General features: G+C 46.3%; 14 protein-coding genes. 10 read left to right on the top strand and 4 right to left on the bottom strand.

Going from position 1 to position 16,545, the window contains the following annotated elements:
- Window positions 1-35: 35 nt before the first annotated feature.
- Together rhlB and gppA are read left to right on the top strand one after the other, a co-directional pair.
- Window positions 36-1,346 carry an ATP-dependent RNA helicase RhlB gene (gene rhlB, locus AC3CH3_RS15035; RefSeq protein WP_004736636.1) on the top strand — a complete coding sequence of 437 codons (1,311 nt, stop codon included), beginning with the start codon at window positions 36-38 and terminating at the stop codon, window positions 1,344-1,346.
- Window positions 1,347-1,352: 6 nt separating this feature from the next.
- Complete coding sequence (gene gppA / locus AC3CH3_RS15040; protein ID WP_488537411.1) at window positions 1,353-2,846, top strand: guanosine-5'-triphosphate,3'-diphosphate diphosphatase; 1,494 nt, start codon at window positions 1,353-1,355, stop codon at window positions 2,844-2,846.
- A 101-nt stretch (window positions 2,847-2,947) separates the two neighbouring features.
- Here the strand turns inward: gppA and AC3CH3_RS15045 are convergent, their stop codons facing one another.
- The 3 genes from AC3CH3_RS15045 to recQ form a co-directional block, all read right to left on the bottom strand.
- Entirely contained in the window at window positions 2,948-3,619 is a 672-nt protein-coding gene (locus tag AC3CH3_RS15045) for a 7-cyano-7-deazaguanine/7-aminomethyl-7-deazaguanine transporter (RefSeq protein WP_004736638.1), read from the bottom strand.
- A 279-nt stretch (window positions 3,620-3,898) separates the two neighbouring features.
- Window positions 3,899-4,210 (bottom strand): DUF3630 family protein, encoded by a 312-nt coding sequence (locus AC3CH3_RS15050; RefSeq protein WP_009848192.1) that lies wholly within the window; start codon window positions 4,208-4,210, stop codon window positions 3,899-3,901.
- 72 nt (window positions 4,211-4,282) lie between these two features.
- Window positions 4,283-6,121, bottom strand: a complete 1,839-nt coding sequence (recQ, locus tag AC3CH3_RS15055) for an ATP-dependent DNA helicase RecQ (RefSeq protein WP_488537412.1) — start codon at window positions 6,119-6,121, stop codon at window positions 4,283-4,285.
- A gap of 179 nt (window positions 6,122-6,300) precedes the next feature.
- Between recQ and rarD the strand changes: the two genes are divergently transcribed.
- The 5 genes from rarD to tpx all read left to right on the top strand — a co-directional run bounded on the left by rarD (window position 6,301) and on the right by tpx (window position 11,983).
- Complete coding sequence (rarD, locus tag AC3CH3_RS15060) at window positions 6,301-7,209, top strand: EamA family transporter RarD (RefSeq protein WP_076675903.1); 909 nt, start codon at window positions 6,301-6,303, stop codon at window positions 7,207-7,209.
- A gap of 86 nt (window positions 7,210-7,295) precedes the next feature.
- Window positions 7,296-8,090: a helix-turn-helix transcriptional regulator gene (locus AC3CH3_RS15065; protein ID WP_171309448.1), complete on the top strand. Its 795-nt coding sequence runs from the start codon at window positions 7,296-7,298 to the stop codon at window positions 8,088-8,090.
- A 99-nt stretch (window positions 8,091-8,189) separates the two neighbouring features.
- On the top strand, window positions 8,190-8,852 hold the full coding sequence (locus AC3CH3_RS15070; protein ID WP_488537413.1) for a LysE family translocator: 663 nt from the start codon (window positions 8,190-8,192) through the stop codon (window positions 8,850-8,852).
- Between the two features lie 91 nt (window positions 8,853-8,943).
- Window positions 8,944-10,701, top strand: coding sequence for a gamma-glutamyltransferase (gene ggt / locus AC3CH3_RS15075; protein ID WP_488537414.1), 1,758 nt, complete (start codon window positions 8,944-8,946; stop codon window positions 10,699-10,701).
- Between the two features lie 784 nt (window positions 10,702-11,485).
- Window positions 11,486-11,983 carry a thiol peroxidase gene (gene tpx, locus AC3CH3_RS15080; protein ID WP_009848186.1) on the top strand — a complete coding sequence of 166 codons (498 nt, stop codon included), beginning with the start codon at window positions 11,486-11,488 and terminating at the stop codon, window positions 11,981-11,983.
- 172 nt (window positions 11,984-12,155) lie between these two features.
- Here tpx and uvrD read toward each other — a convergent pair whose 3' ends face one another.
- Window positions 12,156-14,330: a DNA helicase II gene (gene uvrD, locus AC3CH3_RS15085; protein ID WP_065606639.1), complete on the bottom strand. Its 2,175-nt coding sequence runs from the start codon at window positions 14,328-14,330 to the stop codon at window positions 12,156-12,158.
- 264 nt (window positions 14,331-14,594) lie between these two features.
- Here uvrD and AC3CH3_RS15090 point away from each other — a divergent pair, with 264 nt between their 5' ends.
- From AC3CH3_RS15090 to AC3CH3_RS15100, 3 genes are all read left to right on the top strand, one after another.
- The gene (locus AC3CH3_RS15090) at window positions 14,595-14,855 is read left to right on the top strand and encodes a BufA1 family periplasmic bufferin-type metallophore (RefSeq protein WP_004736650.1); all 261 of its coding nucleotides are present in this window, start codon (window positions 14,595-14,597) and stop codon (window positions 14,853-14,855) included.
- 64 nt (window positions 14,856-14,919) lie between these two features.
- Window positions 14,920-15,780 carry an MNIO family bufferin maturase gene (bufB, locus tag AC3CH3_RS15095; protein ID WP_108209639.1) on the top strand — a complete coding sequence of 287 codons (861 nt, stop codon included), beginning with the start codon at window positions 14,920-14,922 and terminating at the stop codon, window positions 15,778-15,780.
- Window positions 15,777-16,544, top strand: a complete 768-nt coding sequence (locus AC3CH3_RS15100; RefSeq protein WP_146454373.1) for an HvfC/BufC N-terminal domain-containing protein — start codon at window positions 15,777-15,779, stop codon at window positions 16,542-16,544. The genes bufB and AC3CH3_RS15100 overlap by 4 nt, the downstream gene beginning before the upstream one ends.
- The last annotated feature ends 1 nt before the right edge of the window (window position 16,545 follow it).

Here is a 16,545-nt window from a genome sequence, read left to right on the forward strand (position 1 = left end):
TTCGTATTGCAAGCTTAAGCTGATATTCTATAGCAATGAAAAAGACGCATATCACAGAGCAAAAGTTCGCCGACTTGGATTTACTTCCTCAAGTCATTGAAGGATTGGAGAAAAAAGGGTTCGATTATTGTACCCCTATCCAAGCCTTGGCGCTCCCGGTACTGCTCACCGGCCAAGACATTGCAGGCCAGGCCCAAACGGGTACTGGTAAAACGCTTGCGTTTCTAACTGCTACTTTTAACCACCTGCTAAAAACACCTGAGCATGAAGGGCGTAAGCCTAACCAGCCACGTGCAATTATTATGGCACCAACGCGTGAACTCGCGATTCAGATCTACAACGATGCTGACTCTCTGGTTGAAAGCACGGGTATCAAAGCAGCACTCGCTTACGGTGGCGAAAGCTACGACAAGCAGCTAGGTAAGATCGAAGAAGGCGCAGATATCTTAATTGGTACGACTGGCCGTATCATCGATTTCTACAAGCAAAAGGTATTTAACCTTAACCACATTCAAGCTGTTGTGCTTGATGAAGCCGATCGTATGTTTGATCTGGGCTTTATTAAAGACATTCGCTTCTTGTTCCGCCGTATGCCTGAGCCAAAAGATCGCCTGAACATGCTGTTCTCTGCGACGCTGTCTTACCGCGTACAAGAGCTAGCGTTCGAGCACATGCACAACCCAGAGCACGTGGTTGTTGAGCCTGAGCGTAAAACAGGTCACCGCATTCAAGAAGAGCTGTTCTACCCTTCTAACGAACATAAGATGGCTCTTCTACAAACGTTAATCGAAGAAGAATGGCCAGATCGCGCAATCATCTTCGCTAACACGAAGCACAAATGTGAATCAGTTTGGGGCCATTTGGCTGCCGATGGTCACCGTGTAGGCCTGCTAACGGGTGATGTTCCTCAGAAGAAACGTGAAAAGATTCTTGAGCAGTTCACCAAAGGTGATGTTGACCTTCTTGTCGCAACTGATGTTGCAGCTCGTGGCCTACACATTCCTCAAGTAACACACGTATTCAACTTCGACCTACCTGATGATTGCGAAGATTACGTTCACCGTATCGGTCGTACAGGTCGTGCTGGTGAAAGCGGTCACTCGATCAGCTTTGCTTGTGAAGATTACGCAATCAACTTGCCACCAATCGAAGAATACATTGAGCATGCTATCCCAATGTCTGACTACGATGCTTCTGCACTACTAGAAGATCTGCCAGCACCGATGCGCTTACGTACACGTAACCCGCAACAACGCCGCTCGAACAACAATGGCCCACGCAACGGTAACCGTAAACCAAACCAGAACCGTCGCCCACGCCAACCGCGTCATAACAAGGAAGCTTAGTCGCTTATGAGTCAAACAGTGTCACCCCCGCTTTATGCTGCAATCGACCTCGGGTCGAACAGTTTTCATATGCTCGTTGTGCGTCACATCGATGGCAGCGTACAAACCATGGCTAAGATTAAGCGTAAAGTGCGTTTAGCAGCAGGCTTAAATGAAAATAATGCGCTTAGTACAGAAGCTATGCAGCGCGGCTGGGACTGTTTGAGTCTCTTTGCAGAGCGACTGCAAGATATTCCGAAAGAAAATATCCGCATTGTGGGTACAGCGACCCTACGTACCGCTATCAATGTGGATATATTTCTAGAGAAAGCGAACCAGATCCTTGGTTACGACATCAATGTTATCTCTGGTGAAGAAGAAGCTGCGACTATCTATAAAGGCGTAGCACACACTTCTGGTGGCAGCGGCCGCCGACTAGTGGTTGATATTGGTGGCGCAAGCACCGAAATGATCATAGGTGAAGGCTTCTCAGCGAAAGCACTAACTAGCCTGAAGATGGGCTGTGTTACCTGGCTTGAGCGCCACTTTAAAGATCGCCAATTAACCGCAACCAACTTTAACAATGCCATTGAAGCGGCTAAGTCTACGTTGGCTCCTATCCTAGATAGCTACACTGATATCGGATGGGATGTGTGTGTTGGTGCCAGTGGTACCGTTCAAGCACTGCAAGAAATCATGTTGGCGCAAGGCATGGATGAAGTCATTACTCATGCCAAACTTAAGCGACTACAGAAACAAGCTATGATTACCGAGCGCTTGGAAGAGCTAGAAATAGAAGGTTTGACCCTAGAGCGTGCATTAGTGTTCCCAAGTGGCCTTTCTATTCTTATCGCTATTTTTGAGCTACTTGAAATTGATTCAATGACACTCGCAGGCGGTGCACTCCGTGAAGGCCTAGCCTACGAGATGGTGGATGAACTTCGCCAAGAAGATATTCGAGCGCGTACCGTCAAGAGCGTGCAATCACGCTATCAAATGGACGTAAGCTACGGTGAACAAGTTGCTGTAGTCGCACAAACTCTGTTAGAGCAAGCGGGCGCCGAAGAGTGGGTTTCAGAGCCTCAAGCTGGCGTGCTATTGCAAACCGCAGCTAAGCTTCATGAGATTGGTTTAACCATCGATTTCAAAAAAGGCGGCGAGCACAGCGCTTACCTACTGCAGAACTTAGACCTGCCAGGCTTTACTCGAGCGCAAAAGCACTACTTGGGTGAGTTAACTCGTCGCTACCGTGAACAGTTAACCTCATTGCCAGAGCAACATGCAATCTCAGGCACCAGCAGCAAGCGTATTTTACGAATTCTGCGTTTAGCTATTTTGCTGACCCACCGTCGCAATCCAGTGCTAGAGCCTGATTTTAAGCTTGCAACTGATGGTAACAACCTGACCTTGACGCTTTCTAAGCAATGGCTAGCAGACAATCCGCTGACAGCTGCTGAGCTAGAGATCGAGTCGAATAGACAAACCGATATTGGCTGGCCATTGAATATTGAATGCCTCTGATATTAGTATCTGACGCTAGAAATTAAAAAAGCCCAAGTTAGTAGACTAACTTGGGCTTTTTCTTATCGCTGCATTAATGCTTTGCGTTACAAATCTCAAACTTAAGCGTTAACACCTGTCGCTTTAAAATCAGGGTTCACTGCGGTTAACTTCTTAACCACGTAATTAAGAAGCACACCGTACATAGGCACGAACAAACCTAAGCTAATGATGAGTTTGAATCCGTAATCAACCAAGGCAATCTCAGTCCAGTGCTCAGCCATGAATGGATCTGGGCTTTGGTAGAAGGCAATCGCAAAGAACGCGATGGTATCAATGGCATTACCAAAAAGTGTCGAACACGTTGGCGCAACCCACCATTGCTTCATTTGGCGTAAGCGGTTGAACACATGCACATCCAAGATCTGACCGAGCAAATAAGCCATGAAGCTTGCCGCTGCGATGCGTGCAACAAACAGGTTGAACTCGCCTAGTTGGCTAAAGCCTTGGAATGAACCTTCAAAGAACACAACAGACAATAAATAAGAAACGGCCAGTGCAGGCAACATCACTAAGAAAATAATTTTACGAGCAAGCTGCGCGCCAAAAATGCGTACTGTGAGATCGGTCGCTAGGAAGATAAACGGGAAAGTGAAAGCACCCCAAGTGGTGTGCATACCGAAGACGGTAAAAGGTAGCTGAACCAGATAGTTGCTTGACGCAATAATCACCAAATGGAACAAAACTAATAGTGCTAGGGCTTTGCGCTGTTGCGCAGGGGTAAAGTTACTCATGCTGTACCTTTTTAGTTTGGTTTGGGGGTGAGGGAACCCAAATCGAGTCATTTCTTCAAATAAACTAAGAAAGCTCTTACCAATAATGTGAATTAAAAATGTTTCTATAATTTGCTCTATTGAGCGGCGGGCGATTATACATTAATCAATATTGGCTGCAATGGTGAGAACAAACGCAAACGTTTATCCTCACTTTAATTAGTGAATGACACTAGAAGATCTGTTTTTTAAAGCGATATTTTTAGAAGCTATGCTAAACGTTAGAAGCCACGCTTGAAGTTAGAAACCACGCTTGAAAAGCGTCGCGAGATAATCGAACTCTTCTCGGCTTTCTTCAGCGTTTAACGACTCAAACCAAATTGATTCGCTGTAATGCTCAGACTTTAAAAACATTCGACAATCTTCAAAATCAATCAACCAAGAATGCATATCGGCGTCCCATTGCTTTTCAACAACAGAAGCTGACAGCAACGCCACCAGCTTTTCACCTAGCACTTCATAAGAATCAAAATCAAAACTTGGAGACGTAATCAATAAACGTCCTTCCTCAGCCAAATATTCTCTTAAGCCAAATTCTGTTGGTGTTGTCATGTCCCTATCAACCTTATTCTTTTTCTATGAACTAACCGTTCTTATAAGCTAAACGCTTCTGAAAACTAGCAATTAGCCGTGTGTGGTGATGTGTTCTTGAATCAAATCTAAGAATGGATCAGCGTACTTATCGAGTTTGCGTTGACCGACACCATTCACAGCCAGCATTTCGCCATAAGATGTGGGTAGGATTTCAGCCATATCAATCAGCGTCGCATCACTGAATACCACGTATGGTGGCAAGCCATCTTCATCAGCAATCGACTTACGCAGCTTACGCAGTTTCGCAAACAGCTTCTTATCGTAGTTCTTACTGCTCAGTTTATCGGACTTCGCATTACGAACTGCGGTATCTAAACGAGGTACAGCCAGCTCCAAAGACATCTCACCGCGCAATAACGGACGTGCCTCTTCGGTTAACTGTAAGGTTGAGTTACGAGTGATGTTCTGGAACAGCAAACCTTTATGAATCAACTGACGGAAGATACTGATCCAGTAGTCGTGGCTGTGATCACGGCCAATACCGTAAGTAGACAGCTTGTCGTGACCATTATCGCGCACACGGATGTTCTGCATGCCACGCATCACCTCGACCACGTAGCCCATACCAAACGACTGATTAACGCGGTACACACAAGACAACGCCTTCTGCGCTTCTTGGGTCGCATCAAAATGCTTAGGTGGGTCGAGACAGATATCGCAGTTGCCACATTGCTTCTCACGATATTCACCAAAGTAGTTAAGCAGAACCTGACGGCGACAGGTTTGTGCTTCAGCAAAGGCACTCATCGCGTTCAGCTTGTGCATCTCAACTTGTTTTTGCGGGCCTTCTTCTTTCTCATCCAACATACGACGCAGCCAACCCATATCAGCAGGGTCAAACAGCATCATGGCTTCAGCAGGCAAGCCATCACGACCCGCACGGCCAGTCTCTTGATAGTAAGACTCAATGTTGCGTGGAATATCAAAGTGCACTACAAAGCGAACGTTGGGTTTATTGATACCCATACCAAATGCCACGGTCGCCACAACGATCTGAATATCATCACGTTGGAAAGCTTCTTGAACGTAAGCACGTTCGTCGGTGTCCATGCCAGCATGGTAACCCGCGGCGCGAATACCGTTATTGCACAGCTTCTCGGTCACCATTTCCACTTTCTTACGGCTACCGCAATAGATGATGCCGCAATTGCCTTTCTGTGTTTCTAGGTAGCGAACCACCTGAGACACGGGCTTGTGCTTCTCAACCAGGTTGTAGCGAATATTAGGGCGATCGAAGCTGCCTAAATGCGTATGCGGATCCACCAACTGCAAACGCGAGATAATATCTTTACGCGTCGCATCATCGGCAGTTGCCGTTAGCGCCATGTAAGGTACATGTGGGAAATACTGTTTAAGCTGGCCTAGCAAAGCATATTCAGGGCGGAAATCGTGTCCCCACTGAGAGATACAGTGCGCTTCATCGACCGCAATCATCGAAAGCGGTAAGCCTTGTAGGCGCTCGATAAAGTCACGCATCAACACGCGCTCTGGCGAGACATACACCATTTTCAGCTGACCTGAGTTCATACGATTAAAGACCGAGATCAGATTCTCACGCGGCATTGACGAGTTAATGCACTCTGCCGCGACACCGTTGGCTTTCAACTGATCAACCTGGTCTTTCATCAACGAAATCAGCGGTGAGATAACCAGAGTCAGCCCTTCACGAACCAAAGCCGGGATTTGGTAACACAGAGATTTACCGCCACCGGTTGGCATAATCACCAAGCTGTCTTTGCCCTCAACGGCCAAATCAATAACCTCTTGCTGACCATCGCGAAAGCTTTGATAGCCGAACACATCTTGCAAGATGGTTTGCGCATCATTCGCGGGAGTTGGTATTTGCTCAGCAATCAGAGTGGCGGTCATTATGGTTCCTAATCGAGGTATGAAATCAGCAAGCATCTTCGGCAAGCAAGTCGCACATTGTAGAGGGGAACGCTGGCGAATTAAACCGCAAATTGTTAGGTGAAAAGGGTTATCGCTCCTATACTGACCAACTCTCTTATAAATCTTATTAATAAGCACTCAGTGCTAGAGAAAGATGCATGACACAGGAAGAACAACAACGTACGCGCCAGGGAGTTTTGCTTGCCGTCGGCGCCTACACCATGTGGGGGATCGCCCCTATATATTTCAAATCTTTAAGTGACGTTTCCCCGTTAGAGATCCTTAGCCACCGTGTAGTATGGTCTTTTTTCCTACTCGCTTTCTTACTGCACATTGGCCACAGCTGGCGTAAAGTCCGCGACACCCTGACCTCGAAACCAAAAATGCTCTATTTGGTGGCGACGTCTATTTTGGTGGGCGCTAACTGGCTTATTTTTATTTGGGCGGTGAATTCCAATCACATGCTTGATGCCAGCTTGGGGTATTACATCAACCCACTGATTAACGTGTTGCTCGGGATGCTTTTCCTCGGCGAACGCTTACGTAAGCTGCAATGGTTTGCAGTGGCTCTTGCTGCGATTGGCGTATTAATCCAACTAATTGCCTTCGGTTCAGTGCCGATCGTCGCCATTGCCCTAGCCTTTAGCTTCGGTTTTTATGGCTTACTGCGTAAAAAGGTGAGCTTAGAAGCGCAAACCGGTTTGTTCATTGAGACTCTGGTTATGTTGCCTCTCGCAGCAACGTACCTACTATTTATTGCTGATAGCCCAACCTCGGACTTCTCAATGAACCCGATGCAACTCAATCTGTTACTGGTTGCTGCTGGTGTTATTACCACCATTCCACTGCTGTGCTTTACTGGCGCTGCAACACGCTTGAAGCTATCGACCCTCGGCTTCTTCCAGTACATTGGACCAAGCTTAATGTTCTTGTTAGCGGTGCTGATTTATGGCGAAGCGTTTACCAGTGACAAAGCGATTACCTTCGCCTTTATTTGGGGAGCGTTGGTGATATTCAGCTTTGACGGTCTGCGTAACAACAGAAAGAACAAACGCGCTAAGCAGTAACACTGATCGTTTTTTACAAGACAATCCCTTAATACGAAGATAAGCTTGGTTGAATTGATGACTATTTGACCAAGCTTTTTTGTACCATGGATAAAGTCCACTATTACTCTACCCCAACAGAAGATATCAGCCTGATCCAAGCTCAATACCAAGAGTTTGCCTTTCAGCGCCACTATCATTTGGACTTTCACATCGGTTTGATTACCCAAGGGCAGCAAAAATTCGCCTATAAAGGGACGAGTCATCATGTCGGTGCTGGCCAAGTCGTTATCATGCCACCAGACGAGCTTCATGATGGTCACTCCAAACTCGATTCGGGTTATCAAGTCAGTGTATTTGCCGTTTCTCCCCAATGGTTTCAAGATCTTGCCGATCCCAAGAAAAATGGTCACACATTAGGCTTTTCAGAGTTGATCCTCTCCGATCAAGCAGCTTTTTCACAACTGTGTAACCTGCATGGCCTGTTAATCCATCAAAACATCAGCCAGCTCGCTCAAGATTGCTTACCTTTCGAAGGATTCTCGACGATTGTCGATCGTTATGCGAAGTTTGGATCGAAGAGTGACATCAAACTGGGTAATCAATCGATTGATACGCTAAAAGACTACTTGATGGCGAACTTGGATCAACCAGTGCGATTAGAACAATTGTCTGAGTTGTGTGGTTTAACCACGACTCAATTCCAACGCCATTTTAAAAACAGAATGGGCATTACGCCTTATGCATGGCTGAGCCGTTTACGTATGGAACAGAGCATGCGTCTGATTAAGTCTGGGATATGTGGTACCAAGGTCGCGCACCAAGTAGGCTTCTATGATCAAGCACACTTCTCTAAGGCTTTCAAAACCACGTTTGGCGTACCACCCTCACAAATCAACTAAGTGTTGATAATTTACAATTGCTCGATTTCAAATCACGGTAAGCTACGCTCAATACGATTACTTATTTAAAAATAGCGGCAACGTTATTGAGAACTGACGATGAACGAAGTCACCATACTGATCACCCTAGCCTCTATCCACTTCATCGCTTTGATGAGCCCCGGCCCTGATTTTGCGTTAGTCGTGCAAAATGCGACGCGTCACGGACGCCAGACAGGCTTGTACATTGCGCTTGGTTTATCTTGCGGGATCTTGCTGCACTCATTGCTGAGCCTGACGGGAATCAGTTACCTAGTCCACCAACAACCGACATTATTTGCCGTTATCCAACTAGCCGGCGGTAGTTACTTACTGTACTTGGGTTACGGTGCACTTAAAGCAACCTGGCAAATCATTCAGAACCACGATGATGATGCCGATATCGTCAATTCCAACGATCTAATTCTGACCAATAAGCGTCAGGCATTTTCGAAAGGGTTTGCGACCAATATTCTCAACCCAAAGGCTTTGGTGTTCTTTATCAGCTTGATGTCGAGCCTAGTGCCTGCCGACATGTCTCTATCAGGTAAAGGCTTTGCGCTTATCATCCTATTTGGTCTGTCTCTGTTTTGGTTCTCACTACTGGCGTGGATGCTTTCGACTAATGCATTGCAAAAGAAACTCAGCGAAGCAACGGTATACATCGATGGCTTATGTGGCGTGGTATTCAGCCTTATTGGCGTGAGTATTCTTTGGCAGTCGCTGTCCGGTTTAATCGCTTAAATTCGAATCAAGATTACAATTCGTTAACAACACTCTGGCTATCTCATCTTTCCACTGCCAATCTAGCTCTGCATATTAAAAGGAGAAGATCATGCAGTGGAAAACAAAACTAACAACCCTCGCCACTTCTACCCTACTTTTTGCCTCTCACGTCAGTTGGGCAAATCAAGCTGCCGATTCCGTCGCACCCGAACAAAGTAGTGGTTTAGAAACCAAACAGCTCGTTAAAGCCAACGATTGGATGGTCACCGCGGCCAACCCTCTTGCCACACAAGCCGGTGCTGATGTACTTGCTCGTGGTGGTAACGCGATAGACGCCTTGGTTGCTGTGCAGCTTATGCTTGGCTTAGTGGAACCTCAGTCTTCAGGTATTGGTGGCGGCGCGTTTCTTGTTTATTTTGATGGCAAGGACAAGCAACTCAAAACCTACGATGGCCGTGAAACCGCACCACTTGATGCCACACCACGTCTATTCCAAGACGAAAACGGCCAACCGCTTAAATTCTATGATGCCGTTGTTGGCGGTCGCTCCGTTGCGACACCAGGTACGGTGCAATTGCTGTGGGACACTCACCAGAAATACGGCAAGCTCGAATGGGCATCACTGATTAAACCTATCGCTCAGCTGGCTGAAGAAGGTTTCACCATCAGCCCACGTTTAGCCACCTTGATTGAGAATGACCAAGAGCGACTAAGCCGCTTTACCACTACCAAAGCCTACTTCTTCAATGCCGATGGCAGCCCGAAAACAGCTGGCACGCAACTTAAGAACCCAGAGTACGCGGCAACGTTAAACGCTATTTCTAAGAACGGTGCTAAGGCCTTTTACCAAGGTGAGATCTCTGCCGACATTATCAATACCGTGCAAACCGCGAAAGGTAACCCAGGCGTATTAGCACAGAAAGACTTCGACGCTTATTCGATCAAGCAGCGCGAGCCGGTTTGTTCCGCTTATGAAAGCTACCAAGTGTGCGGAATGGGTCCACCAAGTTCAGGTGCATTAACGGTTGGGCAGATTTTAGCGATGACCGAGCAGTTTGACCTCAAATCATGGGGGCCAAACGACGCGAAATCTTGGCAGGTGTTAGCAGACGCTTCTCGCCTAGCCTTTGCAGACCGTGGTATGTATATGGCCGATCAAGATTACGTGCCAATGCCAACCCAAGGGTTAGTCAATACTGACTATTTGCAGGAACGTGCTCAGTTAATTACCGCAGGTAAGGCATTGGCAAGCGCACCTTCAGGCACACCGCCGTGGGATCACGCGATGCAGAGAAGCCAAGATGTTTCTATTGAATTGCCGTCCACCAGCCACTTCAATATTGTCGATAGCGATGGCAATGTCGTTTCGATGACCACCACCATTGAGAATGCCTTTGGCTCACGCTTGATGGTTAGAGGTTTCCTACTCAACAACGAACTGACGGATTTCTCATTCAAGACCCATAACGATGGTAAGCCTATCGCCAACCGACTTGAACCGGGTAAGCGTCCGCGCTCTTCAATGGCACCGACCATCATCATGCAAGACGATAAACCTTACATGGCAATTGGCTCTCCGGGAGGCAGCCGTATCATAGGTTATGTGGCACAAGCGATCATTGCTCATACCCAATGGGACATGGATATTCAGCAAGCCATCAATCAACCACACTTCCTAAACCGCTTCGGTACCTTAGATTTAGAAAAAGGAACATCAGCGGAAAACTTCAAACCTGAGCTAGAAAAGATGGGATTTGAGGTCAACGTTCGCGATCTTAACTCTGGTTTACACGCGATTCGCATCACAAAAGATGGTTTAGAAGGCGCTGCAGACCCTCGTCGTGAAGGTGCAGCCATTGGTCAGTAGGGAATAATCCTCCCTTTTTACTCGCTGCCTTGTGCGAGATCTCTCACAAGGTAGTGAGTAAATATCGATATTTGATGACGAAATTAGTCACCTAGATATCGTAACCAATTGAAATAAAACGATACGTACATTTATCATTCAAATAATTATATAGAAATTCGCTTATGCACCATTGCTGATAAATAAGGAATCGGTAATATGAATGGTGTCGGAAGGATGCTGACACGGAACAGGAAACGCCAAGGACTTGGTTATCTTCAGGATGAAGATTCGATTACTCAGGATGAATAATCGGCATGGATAGCGAAATGGACATTGAATGGACGCAATAGTAACTAGGATGGTTGCTACTAAGGAAAGACAATGGACACCTCTGGACGAGGAAAGGACTGAACATCAGGATGATGTAAAGGACACCGCTCAAGGAACAAGTGACGCGCGCTAACGAGGATTGTTGGCAGATCAGGATAAGATCAAGGACACCGCTAGGAAGGCGACGAAAGGAATACGCTGAAGGATAACAGCACACTATCATGGATTTGATGCATGGAGCACACTTAGTAGCCGGATTGCTGCGAGTAAGACTATAGACCCCGATGAGCGCAAGCTCTCGGGGTTTTTCTTTATCTGTCGTTTCACTTATTCCTCTCTCAAACAAATAAATCAAAGACCTTTAATTACAATTCTGACATTTAAAGCATTCACTTCTTAACCACTTCCGAGTAACGTAAGTCTTACTAGGCTCAACTAGTTTCATAACCATAATTAAACTAAGGACAAATTCATGTCACACGTTACCTTCAAAGGCGCTGCTGTACCACTAACAGGCACATTCCCACAAACAGGTGAAAAGTCACCAAGCTTTGCACTGACTGCAGGCGACCTTTCTGAACTGACTCTTGCTTCTCTTGAAGGCAAGAAAGTGGTTCTAAACATCTTCCCAAGCATCGACACAGCAACTTGTGCAACGAGCGTACGTACGTTCAACGCAAAAGCAGCAGAACTTGAGAACACGGTTGTTGTTTGTATTTCTGCTGACCTACCGTTTGCCGCTGGCCGTTTCTGTGAACTAGAAGGCATTGAAGGCGTTCAACACGCTTCAACTTTCCGTTCTCCTGCGTTTGCATCAGATTACGGCGTAGCGATTGCTGAAGGCCCACTATCAGGCCTAACAACACGTGCAGTTGTCGTTGTTGATGAAAAAGGTGTGGTGACACACAGCGAGTTGGTTGCAGAGATCACTGAAGAACCAAACTACGAAGCGGCACTTGCAGCACTGTAAGTCTCACTTTGAGGCAACAATGTCTTCAGCTCGTATTAACCTAATTTAGGTCGGTATCGAGCAATAAAAAAAGAGCAGCCATTGGCTGCTCTTTCTGTTTTTTATACGGATTACTTTTCAATGCTGAATAGTTTCAGATATCGAACTGTTTTCTACATGCTGAAGTAGCAGATTACAACTGTTCTAAACGAGCATAAGCCGTTACTAACCACTTGATGCCTTCACCGTTAAACGCAACTTGAACTCGGCTCTGCGGGCCACTTCCCTCGAAGTTGATGATAGTGCCTTCACCAAACTTAGGGTGCTTAACGCGAGAACCCAAACTAAAACCTGTTTCGTTAAAGTTCTCTTTCACGGCGGTTTGGCTAAAGCGGCCACTGCTTGCAGGGCGGCTCACTTGCGCTTTCATACGAACCTCATCCAGACATGTCTCTGGTAGTTCACGAATAAAGCGTGATGGTTTGTGGTACTTGTCCTGACCGTACAAACGACGCATCTCAGCGTAAGTGATGTAAAGCTTCTCCATCGCACGCGTCATACCTACGTAACACAGGCGACGCTCTTCTTCTAAGCGCCCTGCTTCTTCGGCAGACATCTGGCTTGGGAACATACCCTCTTCAACCCCAACCATGAATACCATCGGGAACTCTAGGCCTTTGGCGCTGTGCAGAGTCATTAACTGAACCGCATCATCAAACTCATCAGCTTGGCCTTCGCCCGCTTCCAAAGCCGCATGAGTTAAGAATGCCGTTAGCATGCTCATTTCATCCGCTTCCTCTGGTTTTTCAAACTGACGCGTTGCCGTTACCAATTCTTCCAAGTTCTCAATACGAGCCTTCGACTTTTCGCCTTTCTCTTGCTCGTACATCGCAAACAAGCCCGACGATTTGATCACGTGGTCGGTTTGCTCATGAAGTCTCAGTTCTATGGTGTCATCTTCAAGTGCATTGATAAGCTCAATAAAGCGGCTCAATGCACCCGCAGCACGACCGGGTAGCACTTGCTCTTCTATCAGAGCAACACTGGCTTGCCACATGGTTGCACCACGGTCACGCGCCGCAAGGCGAATCGTTTCTAACGTTTTATCGCCCAAGCCACGAGTAGGCGTATTGACGACACGTTCGAATGCCGCATCATTGCTGCGGTTACTCATTAAGCGCAGGTAGCTCAAGGCATCTCTGATTTCTTGACGCTCGAAGAATCGCATACCACCATAGATTCGGTAAGGTAGACCACCTTGAATCAAAGCTTCTTCAAGAACACGCGATTGGGCGTTATTACGATACAGCATCGCGGTATCTTCTAGCGCACCGCCTTTCTCTTGCCACTCTTTGATTTTGCTGACTGTGAAACGCGCTTCATCTAACTCGTTATAAGCCGAGTAAACTGAGATTGGCTCGCCATCGTTGCCATCGGTCCACAGCTCTTTACCCATACGCTCAGTGTTGTTCGAGATAAGCTCGTTCGACGCCTGCAGAATGGTTTTGGTTGAACGGTAGTTCTGTTCGAGTCGAACCGTTGAAGCTCCTGGGAATTCATCCAAGAACTTCTGAATATTTTCAATTTTGGCACCACGCCAGCCATAAATAGATTGGTCATCATCACCCACGATCATCACGCGACAATCCGGGCCCGCCATCATACGTAACCAAGCGTATTGGATGTTGTTGGTATCTTGAAATTCGTCGACAAGGATATGCTTGAAGCGAGCTTGGTAGTGCTCTCGGATGTGTTTCTTATCGCGCAATAGTTCATGCGATCTCAACAAGATTTCCGCAAAGTCGACCAAGCCAGCACGATCACATGCTTCTTGGTAAGCAGAGTAGATCTTTAACCACGTTTGAGTGATTGGATCATGGTAGGCGTCAATGTGATTTGGGCGTAATCCCTCGTCTTTCTTGCCATTGATCCACCAAGAAGCTTGCTTGGCAGGCCACTGCTTTTCATCAAGATTTTGCGCCTTGATTAAGCGACGTAGCAAACGAATCTGATCATCAGAATCAATAATCTGGAAATCTTCTGGCAGTTTTGCATCTAGGTAGTGAGCACGAAGGATGCGGTGACAAATACCATGGAAGGTGCCATTCCACATGCCCGACGAACTACCCATCATCAACTCTTCAATACGACCACGCATCTCTGCTGCCGCTTTGTTGGTGAAGGTAACCGACATGATAGAGAACGGCGATGCTTGCTCTACGCTTTGCAGCCAAGCGATGCGATGCACCAACACTCGCGTTTTACCACTGCCAGCACCTGCCAGAATAAGTAGGTTTTCTAAAGGTGCTGCGACCGCCTCACGTTGTTTATCGTTTAGGCCATCGAGTAAAAGCGAAGGATCTATCATTGGATATGCTCACTACTGGGTATTTATACATAAAAGCTGATTATAACCTAAACACTAGGCTGCGTTTAGGATAATAAGAAGAAAAAACAATCAAAAAATAACATCATATAATCAGTAACTTAATAGCTAACACATCATTAATATTGATATTTTTTATAATGCAGTGAAATTATTTCCTAGTTCTTCCTATCCTTTTTAGTAAGCAAGTTAACAACTTATTAACCTGCGATATAAAAATACTATTAAGTCCTAGAGGGAATGACTATGAAAAATTCTAATCTTGCTGTTACAGCTGCAATCACAAGTGTACTAGCGTTCGGCGGTGCAGTTCTTACATCAGCACCTGCGGAAGCAGCAGCAAAAGAGAAATGCTACGGTGTGGCAAAAGCTGGCCAAAATGATTGTGCAACCAAAACAAGTTCATGTGCGGGTACAGCCAAAGAAGACAACCAATCCGATGCATTCGTGGTCGTTCCTAAAGGACTGTGTGGCAAATTATCAGGTGGTAACACTCAATCATCATAATTGAGCTGCTTAGTATGGTGAGCTGACATTCAGCTCACCTCCACTTTCCATTAGGAGAATCGTTGTGACTCAAACTCTTCATCCCAACGCAGGGGTTGGCCTTAGAACACCGCACTTGGACTTCTTTAGCCAAAACCCAGCTTTAGTGAGTTGGTTAGAGGTGCACAGCGAGAACTACTTTTTAGCGAAATCACCGCAACGTCAACAACTGAGAGAGATTCGTCACGCACACAACATAAGTTGTCACGGCGTTGGGTTGTCATTAGGTTCTGTTGAGCGCATCAATCAACATCATCTGATGCAGTTAAAAGACCTGATTGATGATATCGAGCCCTTCTTGGTTTCTGATCATCTCAGCTGGAGTCAGACCGGCGGTCACTACTTCAATGACTTGTTACCGCTGCCTTATACCGAAGAGGCGTTAGAAGTCTTCTGCCGCAATGTCATCGAGGTGCAAGACGGCCTGCAACGCCCTATGCTGATTGAAAACCCATCGAGCTACCTTGCCTTCAAACATTCAACCATCCCAGAGTGGGAATTTTTAGCCGAGGTACAAAAGCGTACCGAGTGTCGCCTACTGCTCGATTTCAATAATATTTTTGTCTCATCTTTTAATCACGGTTTCAGCTGTGAAGAGTATCTCAATGGAATACCAGCAGACAAAGTGGAAGAGATTCACTTGGCAGGTTTTACCAAAAAGAAACTCGAACAAGGTGAGATCTGGATAGACACCCACAGCAAGCCTGTCTGTGACGAAGTATGGCAACTCTACACTGACTGGATTGCACAACATGGTTTGCGCCACACCTTGATAGAGTGGGATTTAGATATCCCAGAGCCACCAATTTTATTGGCTGAAGCGGCCAAAGCCAGTGATATCTTGTATCAACACGACAAGTTCAACCAAAGGAGTCGCGCATCATGAGCCACTCTTTAGCTAATGTACAATCGGAGTTTGCTAACGCCCTACGCTATCAAAACAATGGTGAGCACTGCGACATAGTGAGCGACCATTTTACTGATGAGCAACGCATCCAGATTTACCGCAACAACTTTGTGATTAGCTTGAGCGAAGTACTGGCAGCAACCTACCCACTCACTGAAATGCTGGTTGGCGAAGAGTGCTTCCAACAAATGGCTCGTCAACATGTCTTAAGTTATCCATCAACCTCTGGTGATGTCAGTGGTTACGGTGAACACTTTGAACAAACTATCCAAGCCTTTCCTGCAGTTATCGAGGCTGCACCTTATCTCGCTGAAGTGGCTTTGTATGAATGGAAAAAAGATAGCTTAGTGAGGTGCATTTCAGAATCACATGTCGACCAACATCCTCTTTCTCGTTTAGCTGATGTACCGCAAGAACAACAGGGCGCTTTAGTCTTTCATCTCAAAGATTCAATAACGCTCATTAATTCTAGCTATACGATCATCGTGCTTGAGCAAGCTATCTACCAGCAACAACTCGATGGGTTAGACATCAACCAACCTGAATTTGGGGTGTTAATCCGCGCCGAGAATTCACAGGTTGAGAGCCATTGTGTGACAGAAGAATGCCACCAACTATTAACTGAATTGCAATCGGGTCAAACGCTCTCAGCGATAGACCCTTTACTACTACAACATCTGAATACTGTCATGGCACTTAACGTCATCTCAGGCTTTTCAATCAATGCCGAATTGGAGACATAAT

The sequence above is a fragment of the Vibrio sp. QJM3NY_35 genome (assembly GCF_057785915.1).